Raw genomic sequence first — 14,952 nt, forward strand, 5'->3', positions numbered from 1 at the left:
CGTCGACGAATAGAACGGTCCCCCTAGCCTTATATTGGGGTACGTTAACACTGTGCTGATGCCGGACACAGAAACCGACTCAGGGCGTCGCCGGTTCCTCAAGGGAACGGGCGTCGCCGCGGTGTCGCTCGGCCTCGCTGGCTGTTCGAATCAGAGTGACTCGGGCGGAGCGGAGACGACTGGCGGGGCGGAAACGACATCGGCCGGCGGCGACACGCCGACGGAAGACAAGACGCCGACGGACGCACCGGAAGACACGAGCAACATCCCGACCGGGGGCGTCTTCACCTTCGGAATGGGGACGGCTCCCGACTCCGTCAACGTACTCGCGACCAACTCGGCGTACTCGGGCGTCATCCTCAACCTCATCTACGAGGGTGGGACGCGAGTCGACCCGGTCAACTTCGGAGTCCACCCGAACGTCTTCACCGACTGGACCTCCGAGGAGGTGGAAGACGGGAGCGACGACGAGAACGACCAGCCGAACGTGGACATCTTCTTCAACGTCCGCGAAGGCGTGACGTGGAACAACGGGGAAGAACTCACCGTCGAGCAGGTGGTCTGGTCGTACAACTACCTGCTCGAGCAGATGCCGGGCGCGTACGCCGCCGACCTGAACCCCATCACGTCCGTCGAGACGTCGGACCGGGACGACTGGGACGCCGTGATGCACATGGACAAGCCCATCGGGACGTACGCGTCGACCCAGCTCGACCTCCCCATTCTGCCGAAGTTCCAGTGGGAAGGCGTCTCGGACTTCAACACGTACCAGCCGTACGAGAACGACGGTCCCGTCGGTCTCGGACCGGGTGTCATCACGCGGTACGAACCCGACACGTCCATCGAGATATCGTTCGCCGAGCGTCAAGGCGAGTACGTGCTCGGTGACCTGGACTGGATGGGCGACGTGCAGGGACTCGTCGCCGGCGGGCCGTTCATCGACGCCTTCCGCGTCATGGTGTACTCGAGCACGTCCGCGCTCAACCAGGCGCTCTTCGAGGGCGACATCGACACGCTGTACGGCAGTATCCGGACCTCACGCATCGAAGAGGCGCAGAACACGGAGGGAATCGAACTCGTCGACGGGTTCGACACCGGGTACGGACACATCTCGTTCAACCTCCGACGGACGCCGCTGGACGACCTGACGTTCAGGCAGGCGCTCGGCTTCGCGTACGACGACGTCTACTGGATCGAACAGCTCCAGCGCGGCTACGCGCAGGAGGGTGACTTCGTGATGCCGCCGGGGTACACGGCGGTCCGGCCCGAGACGGGCACCGACGCCGAGTTACTCACCGACCCGGCGACGCAGGCGTTCCACTTCCGGGAGTCGTCGCCGAGCGTCCCCGACGTGGAGGGGATTCGGCAGTTCCTGACCGAGGGCGGGATGATAACCGGCGAGAGCGGGACGTTCCTGGGCCAGGAGTACCCGGGGAGCCTGACGGGCGTGACGGCGAGTCAGACCGAGCCGAAACACGAGTACTCGTTCGGCCCGGTCCAGTCGGCCATCCTCCGGCAGTCCGACCAGGACCCCGACCAGGAGCTTCGGGTCAACGGCGAGACCATCACCGAACTCAACGGCGGGCCGCTCATCCACTTCGTCTACCCGGCGAAGGACAGTCCCCAGACCGCGAAGATGATAGAGACGTACATCGGCGCGCTCCACAGCATCGGGATTCCGGTCGAGCGACAGGTGATGTCGTTCAACACGATGCTGACGCGGGTGTACTCTCAGGAGGACTTCGACATGTTCCCCATGGGGTGGGTCGGCCTCTCGCCGTTCGCGACGGGAACGCTGTACGGGCTGTTCCACAGCGACAACGCCGACGACCACTCGGTGGCCGAGTCCGACGACGAGGAGAACAACACGGAGGTGTCGCTGAACAACCCGATGGGGTACGGACTGTTCGAGGACGCCACCGCGGACGACCTCATCTCGCAGGCGCGGACGACGCTGGACCCCGAGGAGCGCAACAACCTCTCGCGGCAGGCGGTCGAGCGCATCTACCTCGACTTCCCGACGATGGTCGACGCCTACGAGGTGGTCAAGTGGCCCGTCAACTCCGCCGACTGGACGGGATTCCTCCGGAACATCCCCGACCCGGGCTACACCTACCTCACGACCGAGGTCATGCAGGTCCACCAGAACCAGAGCGAGTAGCTCGACCCCGCCACCGTCCGACCGACTCCGCTTTTTCGCGGCCCGGCTCCGTCCGAGTCACGACGCCACCGGGGACACACCTGTACCCGCCAGTCCACGGTCGGCCGGGACGCCCCGCCGGCGCGAACGTTTAACGCCGAGAACGAGCCCACCCCGACGCGATGGTCTCGCCAGCGGTCGACGCCGTGCTGTCGCCGGTCACGTTCGCGCTCGCGGGCTGCGCGCTGGGTTGCGTCAGCGGTCTGTTCCCCGGCCTGCACGCGAACAACTTCGCGCTCCTGCTCGCGGCCGCCGCGCCGGCGCTCGACGCGCCGCCGCTCCCGCTGGGCTGTGCGATGCTCGCCGCGGGCGTCGTCCACACGTTCCTCGACGTGGTGCCGGCGCTCGCGCTCGGCGTGCCGGACGCCGCGATGGCCGCCGGCGCGCTCCCGGGCCACCGACTCGTGGTCGCGGGACGGGGACGGGAGGCGCTCCGGCTCTCGGCGCTCGGGAGCGGCGTCGCCGTCGCGCTCGCGCTCCCGGTCGCGGTGCCGCTCACCGCGGCGATGGAGCGGGCGTACCCGACGCTCCGGGGGTGGCTCCCGGTCGTGCTGCTCGGGGTCGCGGTCCTCCTCGTCGCGACCGAGCGGACGTGGCCGGCGCGTCTCGGCGGTGCGGTCGCGTCTGTCTCTCTGCGGCGCTGGGCGGCGGTCCTCGACGCCGCGCCGCGCTCGCCGCTCGGGGTGGGGGTGTGTTGACGCCGATTTCGCCGGCCTGTTCGGCGTGCCGGTCCTCGTCGACGCGCTCGACGGCGGCGGCGTCCCCCCGCAGGACGACCCGCGCGTCGTCCTGTCGCGGAGGGGCGCGGGCGCGGCGGCCGCCGCCGGTGCCGGGGCGGGAGCGGCGGTCGGCTACCTGCCGGGCGTCTCCGCGGGCGTCGCGTCGGTGCTCGCGCTGCCGGCGACGCCCGGTGGGGACCCCGACCGCGAGTACGTCGTGGCGACGAGCGGCGCGAACTCGGCGACGGCCGTGTTCGCGCTGTTCGCGTTCGCCGTCCTCGACGAGCCGCGGTCGGGCGTGCTCGTGGCGATGGCCGACGTGGGCGTGCCGGCCGCGCTGTCGACCCTGCTCGCGGTGACCGTACTCGCGGCGGCCGTCGGCGTCGCGGCCGTGCTGGTGGTCGGCGACGCGACGCTCCGGGTCGTCGGCCGACTCGACCACCGGAGACTGGTGGGCGGCGTGCTCGCGGGCCTGCTCGCGCTCTCGTGGGCGTTCGCCGGCGCGCTCGGAGTCCTCGTGCTGTTCGCGGCCGCGACGATCGGACTCGTTCCCCCGCGAATCGGCTGCCGCCGGGTCCACCTGATGGGCGTCCTGCTCGGTCCCATCGCGCTGGGACTGTGAGCCGAGCGGACGCACCCGGTCGGCCCGACGGACGGGAGAACGGACCGCACCGACCGGGTGGCGGCCGTCGGAAAGACAACCGTTAAAAGCCGCGCGCCGGTCCGTGTAGGTATGAGCGAGGCCGAGCAGCAGTCGCAGCGGCGCTGCGTGTCCTGCGGCATCAACGTCGCGGGAATGAGTGCGGCGACGTTCGACTGTCCCGAGTGCGGGACGCAGATCAGTCGCTGCGCCAAGTGTCGAAAGCAGAGCAACCTCTACGAGTGCCCCGACTGCGGGTTCAGGGGGCCGTAGCGATGGGGAAGGTCGCAGCCAAGATGAAGGTCATGCCGAACGACCCCGAGATCGACCTCGACGAACTCCAGGAGAAGCTCGAGGCGTCGCTCCCGGAGGGGGCCGAGATACGCGGCGTCGAACGGGACGACGTGGCGTTCGGTCTGGTCGCGCTCCTGCCGACCGTGGTCGTCCCGGACGACGCGGGCGGCACGGAGGCCGTGGAAGAGGCGTTCTCCGGGGTCGAGGGCGTCGAGTCGGTCGCCGTCGAGAACGTCGGCCGCATCTGAACGCCGGGCGCGGTCGACTCCGTTCTCCGTTCTCCCGTCGCACAGCGCCGTGTCCCACTACACGTCGAAGACCACGTACGCCGTCCAGCCGTCGTCGACCCGTTCGACGCGCATCTCCGAGTACGTGACGGCTTTCACCTCCCGCGCGGTCACCGCAGAGAGCGGGACGCCCCGCGCGCTCGCCTCGACGGTCCACGCGGCGTCGGCGTCGCTCGGGCCGGTGACCGTCGCCTCGTTCGCGACGGGGAGTACGCCGCGGACGTCCCGCTCGTAGATGAGCGAGTCGAGGTAGTCGAACAGCGCCGCCTCGAGGCGCTCCGCGGTGACGGTCACCTCGAAGCGGTCGCCGGTCGCCGGCACCTCGTCGCACATGGCCGCCGCGAGCCCGTCGGCCACCGCCGCGAACGTCGCGCCGAGGGTCGGCCCGGTCGCCTCGACGGCGACGTCTGCCGTGTGGTCCCTGAGCCGGAAGCGGCCGCTCTGGTCGGACACGGGTCCGAGTAGGACTCGTCCGGGCAACAGTGTTCCGTTGACCCTCTCGCACGACGCGACGGCCGCGGGTTCCTAGGTGTGAGCGGGCGTCCAGACGCCGGCTCCCGACGGGCGTATCGCTCGGGGAGCGGCCGAATACGCGTCGATACGTATCAACAGTATAAACAGTTCTACGGGTCGAAACAGCCCACAAGCGGGCGAATCGACGGTGGAGTTATATTCCAGAGCATACTACCGGGTGCTAGTGAGCGTCAACCTTCAAAAGCGCGTGGACGGCCCGGGGGACGCCACCCACGTAGGGGACGCTTGGGCGCTGAAAGAGCGCATCCGAGAGGCGGAGGGCGTGTTGAAGCAGCGACGCGGCTTCTTCGAGGACGCCTACCGCCGGTCGACGACGCACCTGCTGTACGAGTCTCCGGGAAGAGCGGACCACGACCGGGCCGACCTGGCCGGGTTCGCGTCCGCCCGCCGGGACGGCTACATCCTCTTTCTCGCCGTCGCACCGGAGGCGCGCGGGCGAGGGTACGGCGAGCGGCTGGTCGCTGAGGTGGCCGACGACAACCGGAGCGTCACCTGCCACGCCCGGACGACGAACGAGTCGGCACTGGCGTTCTACGACCACCTCGGCTTCGAGGTACAGCGCCACATCGGCAACTACTACGAGGACGGCGGCGACGCCTACTACCTCAAACTCGGGAGCACCGGCGGGCTGACCGAACGGCTCTCTGGCCTCCTGCGCTGAGCCTGTCGACCCTCGCTCGGCGGTTCGGGGTCGACTGCGCCGGACGGAGCCGACAGTCGTTTGTGGGTCGCCCGCGTACGGGTGGTGCGCGCACCAAGTCCCCGCCCCAGTAGACCCGTTCGGGTGCGATGACGGCGCGGAGAACCCACGCGCGCGACACCGTCGCCGCACGGCGACCGGCCGCCGCGGACCGCATCCGCGGCCACTGGTGGCGCCGAGCGCCACCCGCCCGGCACGAGGGTTTCCCGGCCGACGCGGCACGCCGCCACGGGATGACGCCGGCTCGTTAGTGTCCCGGGCGACATACTTCTGATTATAGATAGGTTCAAATACGAATAGGTCTATGGACAGACATGGGGTCGAACACGAACCCATCCGACCGAATGATCCGTCTGTACTTCGGACAGCCCGGCGACAATCGACCGACGAAGAGCGAGATGGCAGAATTCATCAAACACGAGATGGGACTCGTCCAAGGGGCGGACAAACCTCAATGGTCTCAGGGAGTTGGTGAATTGCTCAGCCTCGGTAAGGACGCCTGGAAGAACGAACTCGACGCGATCAGCCCCGAGGACCGAAAGCGCATTGAGGAACTGGAGGAGAAGGTTGTCGACTACCGGCTGAAGACAGAGCGACTTGAACAGGAACTCGACAAGCGCCGTCAAACTGACGGTCACCTTGACGCCGCCGAACGTGTTCATCGGATTGAGGCTCGCATCCTCCAGGTGCTCTGTCGCACCGAGTATCAGGGGCGGAGGTCGATGAATTACGTCGACCTCTACGAAGTGACCGAGGAGACTGGCCTTGAATACGGGACTGTCGTCGAGTACGCAAAGTATCTCTCACAGCCTCATGCGGGCGAACGCGTCATCCTCGATGAGTACGGCGAGAAAGCAAAGGCGTCCATCCAGAGTGCGTTTGGGGCATACTGCGAGGCGGTTGGGCTTGCATCTGGGGACATCCAGACGTTGAATGGTGACCGATGAGCGCCGACGATGACATCTCCGGGCTGATCGAGACGATCAACGGTCTGCAGAAGCAACTCGAGGCTCGCGACGAAGAGATCGGTCAGCTTCGCGAAGAAGCGACCAAACCCGATGCACCCTCGAACGAGGATATCGTCGAGGGGTTCTTCGAGGCGAGACAGTTCGCCGAGTCGACTGAACGATCCTCTAGATGCGCTGTCAGGTACTTCCAGGGATACACAGACGACGAACCTCTCTGTGACACTACGACCACCGACGTGCTTGACTTCGCCAACAACTGGAACGGGAGCGATGGGGTCACCCCGAATACCATGGTAACCTACCTTCGACGCATCAAACAGCTCTTCGACTGGATGGGAGATCAAGTGTGGGGGCCGGAGGAGAACGTCGTACAACCGGGAATCGATCAGTTCAAACGGGATCACAGCTCTCAGCTCCGCCGTGCCGGTCAAAACAAAGGAACGGTACTTGAACCGCACGAGTACCTTTCGTTCATCAAGTACAATCGGAACCCGCGTATGTATGCGCTCCTCATGCTCGCCGCAAAGACAGGTCTCCGCCGAAAAGAACTCGTCTATCTAAAAACCGACGACGTGGATCTGAACGCGAAGAAGGTCTACAACCGCTCGCCGAAGGGAGTCGGGGACGAACGCCTCCGGAAAGACGCCGCCGACCAGAAACTGATTGATGACGAGACCGTTTCAGCGATTGAATCGTGGCTCGAAACCCGGGCGACTGTGGTAGCACAATCGAACGGAAGTGATGATGGCTGGCTGTTCACCGACCGCACCGGAGGGCAACTGACTGCCATGACCATCTCTCGATGGTGGAACAAGGCGACTGACCGTGCGAGGACTGCACTCAAACAGACAGATCCCGAGCTCGCCGAGAAGATCAGCGAGCTCACTCCCCACGACGCACGGCGCTGTTTCACCTCGTGGCTGAACTGGAACAACTGTCCCCGGGACATCATCGCGATGCTTCGAGGTGACGCTGAGGGCGATATGATAGCACTCTACACGCGATACGGCGAGGACCACGTTCGAGAGGAGTACGAGAAAGCGATCCCCGCGATCGGGATATAGCCTCGATCCCCATCCTGACAAACGCTTATCACCGAGGCACTGCCATCGAGACTATGATTTTCTCTGTCGACCGTGACTCCGGTGACCTCCAACATCTCGCTGAAGAGGCATTCGTCGACCTTGACGTTCTTGAGCAACGGGACTTCGAGGAGTGGGCGATACGGGAACCAAGAGTGTTGGGCGAGGACATGTTGATTATCTCGAACCAGTACTCGAACTTCGAACAGACCCGCGACCGACTCGATATCCTCGCGCTCGACAAGGACGGGAAGCTCGTCGTCGTTGAGTTGAAGCGCGACCGAGCGGACGAGACGACCGACCTCCAAGCGATCAAGTACGCGGCGTACTGTTCGACGCTCACCGCCGAAGACATCCAGAAAGAGTATCGTGACTTCTGGAATCGACGAGACGGCGAGTCACTCACGTCTGAGGATGTCGGAGAGAAGTTCGTCGAGTTCCTCAGTGACCGTGTCGAAGACGTCGTCACGACTGATGAGGGATGGGCGGAGTTCGACCTCGACGATCAGCCTCGAATCCTTCTGGTGGCAGGGGACTTCGGGATCGAGGTGACGGCACCCGTCATGTGGCTCCTCGAGGAGTACAGTCTCGACGTGACCTGCGTTCGAGTCCGCGCCCACGAGCACGAGGGACGGCTCCTCCTGAACAGTCAATAGGTAATCCCGGTCACGGAGGCCGAGGAGTACATGACGAGGCGGCGTGAGAAACAAGAACAACAGAAGACAGGCAGCCGACGACCCGCGGCGATCAAGGTGCTTCTCGACCGCGACGTCCTCAGAGAAGGCGACGCGGTCGTGTTCAACGAGAACCGGAAACCACCGGACTCGGAGTGGCACATCGAACCTGAGGAGGGATTCTGGTCGGCGACGGTCACCGGAGACACGGGACGAGCGAACAACGTCACGTGGGACTGGGACGGAGAGACCTACTCGTTCACCGGGATCGCGAAACAACTTCTACACGAACTGGTGGGCCGTGACGAGTCACGATCGCTGAACGGGTACAAGTACTGGTGTCACCCTGGATTTGAGGGTCGAACGCTCCAAGACCTCAGAAACAGCGAGGTCAGCGGAACCGACCGCTCAGCGACGACACGACAGCGGGAATAACGTGTTCGAAGAGACGGTAGCTCAGACGCTCTCTTGATCGGTATTGGTGGCAGAGGAGGACAGTGGATACTTCAATGTAGGTCCACCGAAGTGGAGTCGTCTCGTGGCGGTGAAGAAAGAGTTGGTCGCAGCGAAAGGGCGGCGGGACTCGAGAATCAGTTCCAGTCGGTGAAGTTGTCGCTCTCGTCTCCCTGCCACCAGCGACAGACAGCTTGGATGGTCGCGGGCCATTCCCGGAACTCTCCGACGCTGTTGCGAATTAGTTCGGACGACCCGACGTTTCCCTATTAATAGTAAAAGAGGGAAATCGGGAGGTGCTCGAAACAACTCGAGTTGGTGTCCAACGGTCGATTGGCCGAAGAAACCCGATCGGTAATCGCTCAGCTCGGGCTGGTGTCAGGGCGGGGTCATCATTGGGGTAGGTCGTGAGTTCCGTTCCCGGTATGCGATGCCGACGAGCTCGTCTTGCTCTTATTCCAGTCCGGTGCGACGCGCTCGAACGGATGGGATGAGCGACGAGATCGTGAGAGTAAGCCCCTCTGCCACCAGACACGATGGGAACGAAGGACTCTATGATAACAACAATATCTGACAGGAATTGCGTGCTAAATACAGAGGTCAATTCAGCAACTGAGGATTCGGGGACATCAGGAGTTTCACACGGGCAACTACCCTTATCCTCCTTCGAGGCGTTATTTACCACTGATGATAAAATGGCATCCCATCCGAGTCGCGGCGAAGAGGACGTTGTAACCGTCGAATTCTCCCAGGTGATCGACCGATCGGTATCGGACGTGTTCTCGTTTATTGCAGAAAACCACGCCAAGAATCACCCACGCTGGGATCCGAATATCGAACTGGAACAGGAGACCGATGGCCCGATTGGCGTTGGGACCGTCTTTCGACGGCGTAATACTCGCTACAAGGACCCCGTCGAGGGAACGATGGAGATCGTGGAGTACGAGTCCAACGAAGTGATGGGTACGGTCATCAAAGAAGGAGGATTCGAGATGTCCGGGCGGGTCACGTTCGAGGAAGTGAGTCCATCGCAAACGAGGGTCACCCGGAGCGCCACCGTTCCAGCTTCGGTCGACGAAGCGCTGATTCAGAGCGAGATGGAACGAACCGGTCGGACCATCGAGAACCTGATCGAGTCAGCGGTCTAACGAGGATCGCGAGCTTCGAATTGAGTCTTCTCGTATGTCTTCTGGCGACAGTTCAGAAGCTCGCTAGCCACACGTGCTCCATACGCTCTGGTGTATTCAGCACCACTCCCGAACCCAATCACTTATCGAGAGTTTCAACGAGGCCACCGGAGTGCAATCCAGTCGACCTATTCGACATCGAACGTCTCGTAGAGCCGGTCCAAGGTGAACTGATTCCGGAGCTTCGTCACGGTGTTCTGATTCGCGTACATCCCCGATTCCCAGTACGCCTCCGAGAGAGGGAGCGTCTCCGTCCAGTCTACACGGACAAGGTACTCGCGCAGTTCTGGGTCAGCGACGTTGTCGTCCATCGCCTCGGTCTGTAGGTCGACATCCAAGATCGGTCGCTCTTCACCCTCGTCGTCGACTCGGAACTCGGTGACGGGAGTCTTCTCCGCCGTTACGGTACCGACCCCGACGTAGCCCTCCCCGGGTAGGTGGACGAACACTCGATCGTCAACGTCGAGTTGACCGAGCGTCCGGCTGTACCACTCCCCCTGGCCCCCGCTGATGAATCCGTACTTGCGTGCGTCCTCCCAGTCGCGATGCACTCCCTGCCCGAACGAGACGTAGTAATCTCGTCCGTTCCACGACTCGCGTTTGCTCGGCGACCCTACCGTCTCCTGAGGGTCGATGAGCCACGTTCGTCCGATATACTCCCGACCGCCGTCCTCGTAGTAGTTGAACCGAACGGCGTTCACCGGAACGCTGTACTCCTCGGCCAGGTACTCGATGATCCGCTCAGTCCCGGCGTCGAGTTCCGACGCGACGATGGTGAGGCTGTGCGACTGGTTGATGTCCTCGGGAACGCCTGACTTTCCTTCGGGCCGTGCAGAGTCGAACTTCTCGCTGTACGCCACCTCGAGTTCGTCGTCCGTACCGAGTTCGTCGTAGATGTCGACGACGTCCTCGTAGTCGAGACCCCGGACCCACGACGCGTAGTCGAGGGCTTGGGCGACGACGTCTCTCGGCGTTCGATCCCGTTTGAGCTCGATGATGTGGAGGTTTCCGTCGACGTCGATACCGAGGAGGTCGAGCCGCTTTCCGCTGGCTGTCCGTACCTGTTGACCGACGATGAGGAGATTGCGCCCGAGCATGCCCGGATCCTCGACGAGGAGACGCTCGAGCCGAGATTCGTCGTCCAACTTTGTGGATGAGAGCCGTTGGAACCCGTCTCCGTCGACTCGCCACAGGCCGAATTCGATTGGCATCTACCGCTTGTTCACCGTGCTCCCACCGTGTATCTTTCCCACCGTACACGGCGTAACGTATGGAGGAACGCGAGTCGTTGAGTCTCGGTCTTGGAAGCCTCCACAATAGAAGGAATCTCTCCCGATGGATTATCTTCCGTTGCTGGTGGCAGGGAGAGAACCCGATATCACTGCGGGCGGTACGACAGAGCGTCGGTGGACGAGGAAAGGGCAGGACGGCTTAGTCCTACCCGGGAAGCGTAGTGCCGGCACCACTTACCGTGGCCTCAAGCGGCGGATCCGCGCCATCGGCCGTGGCAGCCCGATCCCGGCGGTTCCCACAGGACCAGCTGTCTTGGTTGTCTGCCGATACAGTACACCATCCTCCACCCAGCCAACCACCCCGACCGTTTGCGGTCGTCGTCACCGATTACCAGTTAGTACAGCTACACTATCAACGTGTTGTTTGGGGAATATACAGTATGAAGCTCTGAGTAAAACCGCCCATGAGGGCGGGTGTGGAACGGAGGTTCCTGGGTGCCAAAACCAGGTTCTGTGTCGACATCGGCCGACTATGGTCGCTAGTCGACCGACACTTAATCACGAGGTATGTTGACACTTAAACGTGTTCAGGGGATATGCACTTAGCGGGAACTCCAAATTCCCATCAGACTGTACGTACGTACGTACGTACGTACGCGTATGTACGTACGTACAGGAAAACAGGTGAGGGGGTCGTGAGATACGTGCATATCTTCGCCAGGACCAACCCAACGCTGATATGGTCAGTCCGAGACCGCTTTCCCTCCCTGCCACCAGTACCGATGACCATTCAGATCCAGGAGGGAAGCCCGATCGGCTCGGCCATCCGGGAGGAACACTCACGCGACGAAGACCAGTACAAAGATTCCTCCGATGGTGATCAAGCTCTCTTGGGCAGACGGCCCGTGGTGGTTGAGTCAAGCACGAGTGAAAAACGGCAGTGAGCCTTAGGTGTGAGTCCCTAGTAGTATTCTTGTCACTCGTCCATCAGTGCAGTATCCCGTTCCTCGTCGTCGGTTCCAGTTCCATCCTCGTCGGCAAGCCGATCTTCGACCTCAATACCCATCTCCTCAAGCGCGGCCATTGCAGTCGGGAGCCCTTGGCGGTCGAATCCTTCCTGACGAGGGTTGTAGGCGGTGTCGGCAGTCGTGTACGGATACCAGACCCCGTCGTCGTCCTGTCTGAAGTACGTGAGCCAGTGCCGACCGGTCGCATCCCAGTGGTCAACACGGAGCGCTTCGAATCCTGTTGCGTCGTCGTGGAGTTTCTGAATGTCAGTTGGCATAGTCAGGAGTTCACTTCCCCGACACAGAAGTGGCTACCCGTATCAAGGAAGTGCAAGAGGGATACGTACGCTGGAAACAAAACTATTGTCGATACTACCTGTTGTGAGTGTTTAATATATATCGTGTCAACCTGAACTAGTCTCACAGGTTCTGTCGTTCGATGATCATTCAGGGTCTGAAATTCTCTTAAACGTGTTCCACCCCGACTCTCGCGAATTATTTTGACTGAGTTCCGATTTCCCTATTAATAGTAAAAGAGGGAAACACTGCGTTCCTCAAATTAATTCGCGGAGGAAGTCGAACGACTGATCGTCGTCGGAGGCCGACCTGGAGAGGTCGTCGTCCCCGTCCGTTCCTCCAGACTACCTTCGTCTACGAGGTCGTCGACGATGGAGCGCACGAACGCGTACTCACCGGATACCGCCGTCACGAGATCGGTGGTCGTCACCGGGCTCTCTGCCTCGTCGACGTGCCGCAATATCTCCGCCCGAGCGCGGCAGCGTCGCTTAAGTGGTTTGAGCGTTCGAGTCAAGTGCTGACGGATGTCCGGCACCCCACCAGAGAATAGCGACCCCCGCTCGTCCACGTCGAACGATTCCTCGAGGTAGTCGGTGAGCGAGCTCGAGAAGATGTACGCTCGAGCTGGCGGGTCATCATCAGTATCGCCGTGATCAGCCCCCATCCAGACCGGTCGGATTCGATGGAGGGCGTCACGCATCTCTCCCTGTCGCATCTCGAAGTGGAGTTCCTCGGTAGAGACACCGGTCAACACCTGTGACCGCCTGACGAGATCGTTCGGCCAACCAGGACTGCCGAGAAGGACGACGGCCTCACACTCCTCGTATCGGTTACTGCCTGTGAGGCCGTAGTAGTTGCCGAACTCGAACGCATCTCCCTCGGCCAGCCCGTCCGCTTCGAGACGTGCGCGGATGTCCGTGCCGAGTGTCTCTTTCGCGACGACGAGTGTCTTTCGTCCAGTGAGAACCTCCCGGCGAATCGCGAGCGTCGTTAACTCACAGAGGGTGTCCAAGACGCGGGTCTCCTTCCGAAGTTCCGTGATACCAGCCGGTTTCGTCTTGAGTTGCACCGTGTCGAGCGGCGGTCGAACCGTATCTTCGACCACTACCACAGGGAGGTCGAACGCAGCGCGTGCCTTTTCGACCGGGAGCTCCGTCGCAAGAAGGAACATGGGCTTCTCACGCGCGAGCGTATCGAGGGTCGACGTAATCCAGCTGACGGTGAGTTCGGCGTTCGAGACATCCCAAAACGGTGGTGGTGGCACGTCGGAAGGAAGCGTGCGGTCGGCTGCAAGCGCCCGTTCCCACGTACGTTCGAGGGCGGGGATCGCTCCCGTGAGCGTGAGGAAGACGTCCTCGTAGGGGTCTCCGTGGAGAACGGCCGCAGCTTGCTGTTCGGCGACCGCCTGCCGAAGCCCATCGGTTGATTCGAACCGGTGACAGGCGCGTTTGAGCTCGTCGAACGCGGAGGCACCATCCTGGGCGATCTCCGCTACGAGTGCGTCCAACGCGGCGAACAGTCCCGCCCACTCTGAGTCCGGGAGTGCCACCAAGTCCTCGTCGCGAATCGAGCGAAGGGTCTCACGCGTCGCACAGATGTCCGATACCTCGAGGGTACACGACTGGTCGACGACGGCATCCCACGGCGTTTCGTCGATGACGATCGCCTCGATCGCCTCCCAGCTGTTGGCCGCTCGAAGAGCGTGCGGGAGAAACGAGAGGTGATGGTGGGTAGCGGTGAAGCTCGGCACGGACGTCGAGTCGTCGATGGCCTCGTATGGGGTGGCCCACGGACACGCCTCGCGATACTCGCACTCCATGCACCACTGATGGCTGATCCGTTGATCGACATCGCTGTGGTGACCTTTGTACGTCGGATGGAGACACGCTCGGTCCTTCCCTTCGAAGTGGACCTCGTAGCGACCGGTGAACCGGCTCGCGTCCTCTTCGATGTCCTCGTGACGCGGTCCAAAGGCGGCTGTCGGCCCGAACGCGAACTCGGTCGTATCCATCGTCCCTGTCGTTTTCCCCGTACCCTGGACGGTCTTGACGAGCACTACGAACGGCGTATCGGGCGACCAGACCTCTGCCACCCGATATCCCAGCTCGCCGATCGCGTTTCGAATTGCATCTGGTGGCACGTCGAGCGTGAGCGTCAGAGTCTCGTTGGATTGGTCTCCGGCAGGGACTCGGTCAGCTGATGCTGCATGATTCGCAAACGCTCGAAGCACCTCGGTCCCGTTAACGGCAAGGTCCTGTCGACTCGTGACAGTGAGTCGGTCGGGCACGGCTCTGACGGTGGTCATCAGTCGGGGCTCCGGTTGCTCTTCCGAGCTCGCCGTTGTTCTGGCTCGGAGCCAGTCCCACCCATCCATCGGGAGGCTGGACGCGTCGCTCCTCGTGGGTACTCGGCTGAAATCATCGTGTCGTGAAGGTGTTAGTCGGGGTCGTACTGGTCAAGCATCTGTCGGAGGAGTTCCTCGTAGGTTTCACCGCCCCGCTTCTGTGCTCGAAGCCGGGTGAGCGTTTCTGGTGTGCAGGCAACCGAGGTCAAATTACTTGACATTTCCTCATGAAACTAATGATGCTATGAATATATAATACTTTGGTAGCTTCGTCGGACATGTGTGACTTCTGCCGGTTCTTGGTCTCTCACAGGAGTTGGACTGACTGTCAGCG

General features: G+C 62.4%; 14 protein-coding genes and 1 pseudogene. 10 read left to right on the forward strand and 5 right to left on the reverse strand.

Annotation, left to right across the window (positions count from 1 at the left end):
- The first annotated feature begins 58 nt into the window (after positions 1-58).
- The 4 genes and pseudogenes from AC6RUA_RS02280 to AC6RUA_RS02295 all read left to right on the forward strand — a co-directional run bounded on the left by AC6RUA_RS02280 (position 59) and on the right by AC6RUA_RS02295 (position 4,101).
- A complete protein-coding gene (locus tag AC6RUA_RS02280; protein ID WP_499814337.1) occupies positions 59-2,161 on the forward strand; it encodes an ABC transporter substrate-binding protein in 2,103 nt (700 codons plus the stop codon).
- A gap of 161 nt (positions 2,162-2,322) precedes the next feature.
- Positions 2,323-3,541 (forward strand): annotated as a pseudogene (locus tag AC6RUA_RS02285) (tripartite tricarboxylate transporter permease).
- Positions 3,542-3,652: 111 nt separating this feature from the next.
- Positions 3,653-3,832 carry an HVO_2753 family zinc finger protein gene (locus AC6RUA_RS02290; protein ID WP_499814338.1) on the forward strand — a complete coding sequence of 60 codons (180 nt, stop codon included), beginning with the start codon at positions 3,653-3,655 and terminating at the stop codon, positions 3,830-3,832.
- 2 nt (positions 3,833-3,834) lie between these two features.
- The gene (locus AC6RUA_RS02295) at positions 3,835-4,101 is read left to right on the forward strand and encodes an elongation factor 1-beta (RefSeq protein ID WP_499814339.1); all 267 of its coding nucleotides are present in this window, start codon (positions 3,835-3,837) and stop codon (positions 4,099-4,101) included.
- Between the two features lie 57 nt (positions 4,102-4,158).
- Here AC6RUA_RS02295 and AC6RUA_RS02300 read toward each other — a convergent pair whose 3' ends face one another.
- Positions 4,159-4,593 (reverse strand): archease, encoded by a 435-nt coding sequence (locus AC6RUA_RS02300; RefSeq protein ID WP_499814340.1) that lies wholly within the window; start codon positions 4,591-4,593, stop codon positions 4,159-4,161.
- 244 nt (positions 4,594-4,837) lie between these two features.
- On the opposite strand from AC6RUA_RS02300, the gene AC6RUA_RS02305 reads away from it, so the two are divergent.
- From AC6RUA_RS02305 to AC6RUA_RS02330, 6 genes are all read left to right on the forward strand, one after another.
- Entirely contained in the window at positions 4,838-5,335 is a 498-nt protein-coding gene (locus AC6RUA_RS02305; RefSeq protein WP_499814341.1) for a GNAT family N-acetyltransferase, read from the forward strand.
- A gap of 353 nt (positions 5,336-5,688) precedes the next feature.
- Positions 5,689-6,321, forward strand: a complete 633-nt coding sequence (locus AC6RUA_RS02310) for a hypothetical protein (protein WP_499814342.1) — start codon at positions 5,689-5,691, stop codon at positions 6,319-6,321.
- Positions 6,318-7,406: a tyrosine-type recombinase/integrase gene (locus AC6RUA_RS02315; RefSeq protein WP_499814343.1), complete on the forward strand. Its 1,089-nt coding sequence runs from the start codon at positions 6,318-6,320 to the stop codon at positions 7,404-7,406. Before AC6RUA_RS02310 ends, AC6RUA_RS02315 begins: the two co-directional genes overlap by 4 nt.
- A gap of 53 nt (positions 7,407-7,459) precedes the next feature.
- A complete protein-coding gene (locus tag AC6RUA_RS02320; protein ID WP_499814344.1) occupies positions 7,460-8,080 on the forward strand; it encodes a hypothetical protein in 621 nt (206 codons plus the stop codon).
- A 96-nt stretch (positions 8,081-8,176) separates the two neighbouring features.
- Positions 8,177-8,533 (forward strand): hypothetical protein, encoded by a 357-nt coding sequence (locus AC6RUA_RS02325; RefSeq protein ID WP_499814345.1) that lies wholly within the window; start codon positions 8,177-8,179, stop codon positions 8,531-8,533.
- Positions 8,534-9,105: 572 nt separating this feature from the next.
- Positions 9,106-9,699 (forward strand): SRPBCC family protein, encoded by a 594-nt coding sequence (locus tag AC6RUA_RS02330; RefSeq protein WP_499814346.1) that lies wholly within the window; start codon positions 9,106-9,108, stop codon positions 9,697-9,699.
- 167 nt (positions 9,700-9,866) lie between these two features.
- Here AC6RUA_RS02330 and AC6RUA_RS02335 read toward each other — a convergent pair whose 3' ends face one another.
- From AC6RUA_RS02335 to AC6RUA_RS02350, 4 genes are all read right to left on the reverse strand, one after another.
- Positions 9,867-10,835, reverse strand: coding sequence for a DUF8606 domain-containing protein (locus AC6RUA_RS02335; protein ID WP_499814347.1), 969 nt, complete (start codon positions 10,833-10,835; stop codon positions 9,867-9,869).
- Between the two features lie 1,111 nt (positions 10,836-11,946).
- On the reverse strand, positions 11,947-12,255 hold the full coding sequence (locus AC6RUA_RS02340) for a hypothetical protein (RefSeq protein ID WP_499814348.1): 309 nt from the start codon (positions 12,253-12,255) through the stop codon (positions 11,947-11,949).
- 281 nt (positions 12,256-12,536) lie between these two features.
- On the reverse strand, positions 12,537-14,579 hold the full coding sequence (locus AC6RUA_RS02345; RefSeq protein WP_499814349.1) for a hypothetical protein: 2,043 nt from the start codon (positions 14,577-14,579) through the stop codon (positions 12,537-12,539).
- A gap of 131 nt (positions 14,580-14,710) precedes the next feature.
- A complete protein-coding gene (locus tag AC6RUA_RS02350; RefSeq protein ID WP_499814350.1) occupies positions 14,711-14,839 on the reverse strand; it encodes a hypothetical protein in 129 nt (42 codons plus the stop codon).
- Between the last annotated feature and the right edge of the window lie 113 nt (positions 14,840-14,952).

The sequence above is a fragment of the Halorarum sp. SLYT50 genome (assembly GCF_059821265.1).

Coding starts and splice junctions, on each gene's coding strand:
- AC6RUA_RS02330 (WP_499814346.1), top strand. CDS start 9,106: ATGATAACAACAATATCTGACAGGAATTGCGTGCTAAATACAGAGGTC.
- AC6RUA_RS02350 (WP_499814350.1), bottom strand. CDS start 14,839: ATGTCAAGTAATTTGACCTCGGTTGCCTGCACACCAGAAACGCTCACC.
- AC6RUA_RS02345 (WP_499814349.1), bottom strand. CDS start 14,579: ATGACCACCGTCAGAGCCGTGCCCGACCGACTCACTGTCACGAGTCGA.
- AC6RUA_RS02320 (WP_499814344.1), top strand. CDS start 7,460: ATGATTTTCTCTGTCGACCGTGACTCCGGTGACCTCCAACATCTCGCT.
- AC6RUA_RS02280 (WP_499814337.1), top strand. CDS start 59: ATGCCGGACACAGAAACCGACTCAGGGCGTCGCCGGTTCCTCAAGGGA.
- AC6RUA_RS02295 (WP_499814339.1), top strand. CDS start 3,835: ATGGGGAAGGTCGCAGCCAAGATGAAGGTCATGCCGAACGACCCCGAG.
- AC6RUA_RS02310 (WP_499814342.1), top strand. CDS start 5,689: ATGGGGTCGAACACGAACCCATCCGACCGAATGATCCGTCTGTACTTC.
- AC6RUA_RS02315 (WP_499814343.1), top strand. CDS start 6,318: ATGAGCGCCGACGATGACATCTCCGGGCTGATCGAGACGATCAACGGT.
- AC6RUA_RS02340 (WP_499814348.1), bottom strand. CDS start 12,255: ATGCCAACTGACATTCAGAAACTCCACGACGACGCAACAGGATTCGAA.
- AC6RUA_RS02290 (WP_499814338.1), top strand. CDS start 3,653: ATGAGCGAGGCCGAGCAGCAGTCGCAGCGGCGCTGCGTGTCCTGCGGC.
- AC6RUA_RS02335 (WP_499814347.1), bottom strand. CDS start 10,835: ATGCTCGGGCGCAATCTCCTCATCGTCGGTCAACAGGTACGGACAGCC.